The sequence below is a fragment of the Chitinophaga sp. genome (assembly GCF_039596135.1).
Taxonomy (GTDB): domain Bacteria; phylum Bacteroidota; class Bacteroidia; order Chitinophagales; family Chitinophagaceae; genus Chitinophaga.
The window spans coordinates 112,818-118,817 of record NZ_JBCNKH010000014.1 but is presented as its reverse complement, the minus strand read 5'-3'; the positions used below and the strand labels follow the sequence as shown (position 1 = coordinate 118,817).

5 protein-coding genes are annotated in these 6,000 nt (G+C 45.7%); 2 read left to right on the top strand and 3 right to left on the bottom strand.

Features of this window, described 5'->3' with window-relative positions:
- A partial coding sequence (locus ABDW16_RS11970; protein WP_343669995.1) for a hypothetical protein occupies nucleotides 1-3,229 on the bottom strand: 3,229 nt, incomplete at its 3' end.
- Between the two features lie 579 nt (nucleotides 3,230-3,808).
- Between ABDW16_RS11970 and rpmI the strand changes: the two genes are divergently transcribed.
- The gene (rpmI, locus tag ABDW16_RS11965; RefSeq protein ID WP_072357585.1) at nucleotides 3,809-4,006 is read left to right on the top strand and encodes a 50S ribosomal protein L35; all 198 of its coding nucleotides are present in this window, start codon (nucleotides 3,809-3,811) and stop codon (nucleotides 4,004-4,006) included.
- A 50-nt stretch (nucleotides 4,007-4,056) separates the two neighbouring features.
- Nucleotides 4,057-4,401, top strand: coding sequence for a 50S ribosomal protein L20 (rplT, locus tag ABDW16_RS11960; RefSeq protein WP_072357586.1), 345 nt, complete (start codon nucleotides 4,057-4,059; stop codon nucleotides 4,399-4,401).
- A gap of 57 nt (nucleotides 4,402-4,458) precedes the next feature.
- Here the strand turns inward: rplT and ispE are convergent, their stop codons facing one another.
- A complete protein-coding gene (ispE, locus tag ABDW16_RS11955; protein WP_343669991.1) occupies nucleotides 4,459-5,253 on the bottom strand; it encodes a 4-(cytidine 5'-diphospho)-2-C-methyl-D-erythritol kinase in 795 nt (264 codons plus the stop codon).
- Between the two features lie 18 nt (nucleotides 5,254-5,271).
- A complete protein-coding gene (locus tag ABDW16_RS11950) occupies nucleotides 5,272-5,871 on the bottom strand; it encodes a bifunctional nuclease domain-containing protein (RefSeq protein ID WP_343669989.1) in 600 nt (199 codons plus the stop codon).
- Between the last annotated feature and the right edge of the window lie 129 nt (nucleotides 5,872-6,000).

The following is a 6,000-nucleotide window of genomic DNA, read 5'->3' as shown; positions in this document are numbered from 1 at the left end:
CGATGGCAGGCGCAGTGGCTGACATGGTGAAGGTATTAGTCGCACACTGCTTGATGGAATCCGGACCGGCATTGGCAGGTACTGGTTGTTTATAGTTAATCAACACCACCTGGTCTGAAGTTGTACATGCACCGTTGGTAATGGTCCATGCCAGGGTAGCGGTGTCGCCGGCCAGCACGAATACAGTAGTAGTAGGACTGGAAGGGGTGGTAATTGTTCCTTTGCCGCTTACCAGGGTCCATGTACCTGCACCTACAGAAGCGGTGTTGGCCGCCATAGTGAACAGGGAGTCACTACAATGTGTCTGGTCAGGACCTGCATTGGATGGAGTAGGGGCAGTATACACAGTTACAGTACCGCTTGCACAATTTGAAGCAGCACATACGCCTGTACCTTCAGCTCTTACATAATAAGTAGTAGTAGCAGATACAGTCACAGTGATGGTTGTACCAGTGCCGATGGCAGTACCGGTACCACAACCGCCTGCGTACCATACCCATTGTGCGGCATTCGTACCATCCGGGTTTTTACCAAGGGAACCACCTGTTACAGTCAGGGTAGAGGAGCCAGTGGTACAAATATTCGGAGAACTAACGGTCACGCCGGTAGGATCTGTGGAAGGAGATTCTACATTCACAGAGAATGGAATCGTATTGGTACAGCCGCCATAATCATTTCTTACAGTCAGCAGGAAGTTGTAAGTACCTGCCGCAACACCGCTCGGAACAGTTACAGCGATTGGCCATGTAGTGATCGGTGTTTCAGCAACCGCAGTGAATCCAGGCATTGCACCTGTGCTGGCAGCAGCGATGCTATAATATAAAGGATTACCTGAGGTAGCGGTTGTATCCAGTGAGAAGGAAGTAGCTGTGTTACAGAAGGTCACCGGCTTCAGGGTCACTGTTGGCACAGCTGCATAATGCAGTGTAACAGTGTCGTAAGTGGTGGCACAACCAACTGTATTTGCGATGCTCCATTGCAGGACTACATCCTGTGGTGTACCTACAGGAGTTACAGTCACATTCGTATTATAAGCATGGATATCATCGATGGTCACACCACTACCTGAGAGCAGCGTCCAGGTACCTTCTTCAGCAAACACACCGGTCAGGTCAGTGTTTGGAGGGGTGGCTGCCATGGTAAACACATTCGAAGTACCACACTGGGTAGTATCCGGACCAGCATAAGCAGCAGAAGCACCACTTACCAGGGTCAGGGTATCGTATGCATAACCAACGCAGGAAGCGTTGTTATTAGCTTTCACAGTATATTGGAGGTATACGGTAGTACCTGCATGATACAGTGTAAAAGTTGCAGCCGGGTTATTAAAATTACCACCAATATAGTCAGTAAAATCAACGTTGCTCGGATCGGAAACACCCGGTCCTTCCACGCCTATCACAGACCAGGTGCCTTTTGTACCGGTGATCTGGGTACGGCCTGGTGTGAAGGTGCCGTTTTGATTGGTCTCCACGCAGGAAATCAGGTGATTACCGGCAGGAGGCGCTGGTACATCGGTGAGATCTATATGGAAAGGAGCGGATTGTACGATACAGACGCCGGACTTGACGACGACAGAGAATACGCTGTCGGCAATAGTCTGGGTTGTATAGCTCATCGAAGTCTGATCCGTATAGTCAGTCAGCAATGTGCCGGTGGAATCTGCGCCTTTATACCAATATATATGACCGCCTGTAGAATCTACATTCAGTGCATCGTTTATAGTGAAGGTAATTCTGCTACCCACACAAATAGCGGTAGGCGAAGCAGCGATTTCCACGATTGGCTTATCATCTACTTTAATGCTTGCGCTGTTGGAGTCCACGCAGGTCTTACCACCATCGATACCGTAATAAATATAGCCATATACGGTAATGGTAGTATCTGATACCAGTGTAATCGTTCGCTTAGGACCGACGTATGAGGTATCACTCCATTTAAATTCATCAAAACCACCCGAAGCCTGTAGTTCTACTACGGCGCCCGCACACACCTGGCTCTTGGTCAGGTAAAGGGTAGGCATCGGGAGGATCGTTATTTTGACGGCAGAGGATGGGGAAGCACACGTTTCGGAGGAACTACCGCTTTCGTAGATCCTTACACGGAAATAGTAATCTGCTGCTTCAGTTTTGGTAGCAGTCAGTTCGCCTTCCGCAATCACGAGGGTGTCGTTATTGGCAGTACCATACGGTACGTTGAACCAGGTTACACCGCCATCGTCGGACATTTCCCACTGGTATTCGGGATTGGTAAAGTAGGTAGTAGGTGTATAAGCGGAAGTAATCACAGTAGGAGCGCCTTCGCACAATACCTCTTTCAGGTTATCGGCCTGGCCTTCAATCTGGGCTGTGATGACAGGGCTACAATACTGGAATTCGATATCATCAACAGCGATATCGTTACCACAACCACCGTCAAAGTTATTCTTGATCCGAACGAGTACGTTAGTAACGCCGGAAGGTACGGTGAATGAACCACCATACCTTTGCCATTGTGTTTTTTTAATATTCATGGATACCGCATACGTCTTAAACTCTGCGAGTATCTGGCTGGTATTTGCCGCATTGAGGATCTGGAAGGTGACCCCGGCGTATTTATAATCACTTACGCAATTGCTGTTGAATACAGAGGAACTATCGGTGTTCAGGAGCCATGCGCTAAAGTTATAAACAGAACCACGGCAAAGGCCGTCTACTTCTTTCTGGAAGAAGATACTGGGTGTATAATCTGAGTTGGCCACCAGCATACCGCCGCGTGTCAGACCGGTATGGTCCAGGGCGTTTACCCATTCGGGTCTCAGCTGTGTGGTATTGGATATTGCATAATAGTTATCATTCAGACTATTTGATGGCTGATAAATATATGTAATAGCAGAAGCAGGCGAATATGCCATCCTTGAAGTATTGGACGGTAGGGTACCGAAATTTTCGGTGAACCCGGGCATTTGGGCATTGCCACCATTACAGGTCGAGATGGTACAGTCTACAGCCACGACTTTGGCGGTCCTGACAATGTCTGCACCGTTGTCTCTTTTCATGGTGACTGTGAAAGTATAAGTACCGGCGGTGAGGAACTGAATGGTCAGTGCCCGGGTGCCTGTCAGCTGGGTGGCCTTGACGGTGGAGTTGACGTCAGAGTACAGGATGGTGTAATCTGCATCAGTTCCGGATGGTGTGGTAATCACCCAGTTTGCCTTACCTACCTGGTTGCTGGACAGTAGGGCATTCATACTAACAAATTTGGCCTGATCCGCAGTACTATTATTAGTGGACATACATACCGTATCCGGTATGTTGAAATAGATTGATTGCGCTCGTGCTATACCCATGACGAGAAACAAACAGCTATATAATAGGATTAGAATCTTTTTCATCTTCAATTATTTTGGGAAAAAACTATCAGAGAGGGCTGGATTAACGATCGGGCGCTCTTTGTGGTCTTTCATAATTTTGAGGGTGAAAAAGTAACCTACTCCTTACGGAATAGGCGATCCATGAAGTGTAAAGTGCTTTCATAGGCCTGGTTAAGTTTTACGATATGGCTTTAAATAATACTATTTTGAAATTAAAATTAACATTAATATAGTAAATACAAAAAATGTGTATTACTTATCACTTAAGATATAAAAGCATAAATGGAAGTAAAGGGGGAGAGGAATTTTGATTTTCAGGTACTTAATGGGAGAAAAAAAATTTTTACTTTTATGCAGAAAAGTTATCCACATCCACAATCCGTGAATAAAAAAGTTATCTTTGGCGTTCGTTGTATAAAATATTTATCTACCTTTGCAGACCAAATTTGATGTAAGATGCCCAAAGTAAAGACTCATTCCCGGGCTAAGAAGACCTTCAAGGTAACCGGGAGCGGACAGATTAAGCGGTATAATGCCTTCAAAAGTCACTTGCTGACCAAGAAAGCTACCAAAAGAAAACGCCACCTGAGAGGCAGCAGCCTGGTTAGTTCCGCTAACCTGGATCTGGTAAAGAGAATGCTCGCACTCAGATAGTCGGTGTTTGTAAATTAATTATTTAACTAAAACGGAAAAAAGAGCACAAAATGCCTCGTTCAGTAAATGCAGTAGCTTCCAGAGCCCGCAGGAAGAAAATTTTAAAGCAGGCCAAGGGTTTCTATGGTAAACGTAAGAATGTTTATACCGTAGCCAAAAACGTATTGGAGAAAGGTCTTACATATAGCTATGTTGGCCGTAAATTAAAGAAGAGAAACTACCGTCAGTTGTGGATTGCGCGTATCAATGCAGCAGTTCGTGCTGAAGGTATCACTTATTCTGAGTTCATCCACAAGCTGTCAGTTAAAAATATCGATCTGAACAGAAAGGTATTGGCTGATCTGGCTATGAATGAGCCTGAGACTTTCAAGAAGCTCGTAGCAACCGTTAAATAAGCGGGAGCCTCCAACGATACAACGAATAAAGCCGATGTCATTATGACATCGGCTTTGTTATATTGTAAAAGTTTTATACGTCGCTGTAAATCCTGTGCCCTTCGGGAATATCCCTACCATTGCCGAACCACTTCCACTCATCGTTGCGTACACCGCACCCTGCCTGTACATGTTCTCCTTAATTTCTTTCAGTTCCGGATGTGCACTAAAGATCGGCTCTTCAAAGTCATTCTTCATTAACCCCTTCCATTCCTCTACTGGCTGCTTAATCACTTCCACCAGAGAAACGGCTGGTTCCTTTGGGATCAGCTGTTTAAACGCCCAGCCTGTATTCACGTGTATATCCGGGCATACCAATACAAACGTCCAGGCGTTCAGGTCCAGTTCTACCGGGCTCATTACCTCACCACGCCCGGTGGCATAACAGGGTTTATTCAACACAAAAAACGGGCAATCACTGCCAAGTACAGCGGCATATGCTACTAACTGTTCTGTGGTCAATTCCAGCTGAAAACGCTGATTGAGATGCATCAGCATAAAAGCCGCATCTGCTGAACCACCGCCCAACCCTGCACCAATAGGAATATGCTTATGCAGATGAATATCTACCGCTGCGATGGAAGGGAAATCCTTCTTCAGCAAATGCCATGCTTTCAGGCATAAATTATCTGCTGCAGCACCTGGTATGGCGATACCACTGCTGTTAAATTGTAATGTTCCCGGGCTCAACACCTCCAGCGCATCTGTGAGCTGTAGTGGATAGAATACCGTTTCCAGGTCATGAAAACCATCCGCACGCCTGCGAATAATATGCAAACCCAGATTTATCTTGCAATTTGGAAAAACGATCATGCGGAAAAAAGGTATAATTTATCTGCTCTTCCGGCTATTGATCTCATCGCGTATTGCGATTGCCCGGATATAATCTTCCTGTTCCAATACTTCCTGTAGCAGTTGTGTAAGCTCATCCAGGTTCAGGACTTTCAGATCATCCTCAGTGCCTTTTTCGTGTTCTGAAATGGTCGGTGTGACAGGTTTTAGCCCCTTCTTGCCGGCAGGGTCATCGAGTAAGATTCCGGCACTGTTCAGGATATTTTCGTAAGTGAAGATGGGACAACCAAAACGTACGGCTAATGCCAATGCATCGGAGGTACGGGAATCTATCTCAATGGTTTCGTCATTACTGTAGCAGACCAGTTTTGAATAAAAAATCCCTTCCTGCAAATTGCTGATGACTACTTCGTGTAATTCAATGTTGAATGCATTCATAAAGTTCTTCATCAGATCGTGTGTCAGTGGGCGGCTGGGTTGCATTTTTTCAAGCGCTACAGCAATGGCCTGTGCCTCGAATCCACCTATCACAATAGGTAATCTGCGCAAACCGTTCACTTCCCCCAATACGACGGCGTATGAATGTGTTTGTGTAATGCTGTGCGAAAGGGCAACTATTTCCAGTTCTATTTTTCTCATATCTGTCCTGCGTTGTCGCTGAATATTTTATAAGTCGTGAAGTTAGAAAAAATATTCCTTATCTAAAAATTACGTAATAAATCAACCTTGGTTTTACCAGCTGGCCATAGGCCCTGGCAGCTCAAACGA

What these genes read in the sequence shown, in the direction of transcription:
- ABDW16_RS11950 (WP_343669989.1), bottom strand. Translation starts at nt 5,871, where the DNA reads ATGAGAAAAATAGAACTGGAAATAGTTGCCCTTTCGCACAGCATTACA.
- rplT (WP_072357586.1), top strand. Translation starts at nt 4,057, where the DNA reads ATGCCTCGTTCAGTAAATGCAGTAGCTTCCAGAGCCCGCAGGAAGAAA.
- rpmI (WP_072357585.1), top strand. Translation starts at nt 3,809, where the DNA reads ATGCCCAAAGTAAAGACTCATTCCCGGGCTAAGAAGACCTTCAAGGTA.
- ispE (WP_343669991.1), bottom strand. Translation starts at nt 5,253, where the DNA reads ATGATCGTTTTTCCAAATTGCAAGATAAATCTGGGTTTGCATATTATT.